This is a genomic window from Oleiphilus sp. HI0043 (genome assembly GCF_001634935.1).
Window position 1 is genome coordinate 1 of record NZ_LWEY01001801.1, and the last position, 612, is coordinate 612.

The 612-nt window shown below is 44.1% G+C and carries 1 protein-coding gene; it reads left to right on the forward strand.

The features are described from left to right. A partial coding sequence (ruvA, locus tag A3729_RS27750) for a Holliday junction branch migration protein RuvA (protein ID WP_068634504.1) occupies positions 1–569 on the forward strand: 569 nt, incomplete at its 5' end. Between the last annotated feature and the right edge of the window lie 43 nt (positions 570–612).

A 612-nucleotide genomic window follows, 5' to 3' on the forward strand; every position in this document is an offset into this window, starting at 1 on the left:
GTGCCCAGAGTGTTTTATTAAATGTGTCGGGCATATGTTATGAAGTCGAGGTACCAATTTCTACGTCTTTTTCTTTGCCTGAGGCGGGCGCTAGCGTGAGCCTATATACTCATTTTGTTGTTCGCGAAGATGCTCAATTGTTATATGGCTTCTTGAATAAGAAAGACCGAGACATGTTCAGGGTTCTCATAAAGGTTAACGGTGTTGGTCCAAAGTTGGGGATAACTATTCTATCTGGTTTAGATAGTGCATCTTTAGCTCGCTGCGTAGCTGATGATGATGTTTCTACGTTGGTGAAGCTACCAGGTATTGGCAAGAAAACGGCCGAAAGGTTGTTGATAGAGCTGAGAGATAAGGTTAAAGGCCTTGTTCCTGAGGGTGGTGATGTGTCAATTTCTGAGCTTGATATGCCTCTAGCGCGTGTTAGCGATATCGAAGGTGAAGCCGAAGCGGCGCTGATTTCCTTGGGTTATAAGCCTCAAGATGCTGCGAAATCTATTAAATCAGTGCGTCATGAGGGGCAAACCCTAGAGTCTCTTCTTAAAGCTGCACTAAAAGGAATGTTGTAGCACCAGGCTTATAGGTCGGCGAGGTCTAACATATTTTTAACTT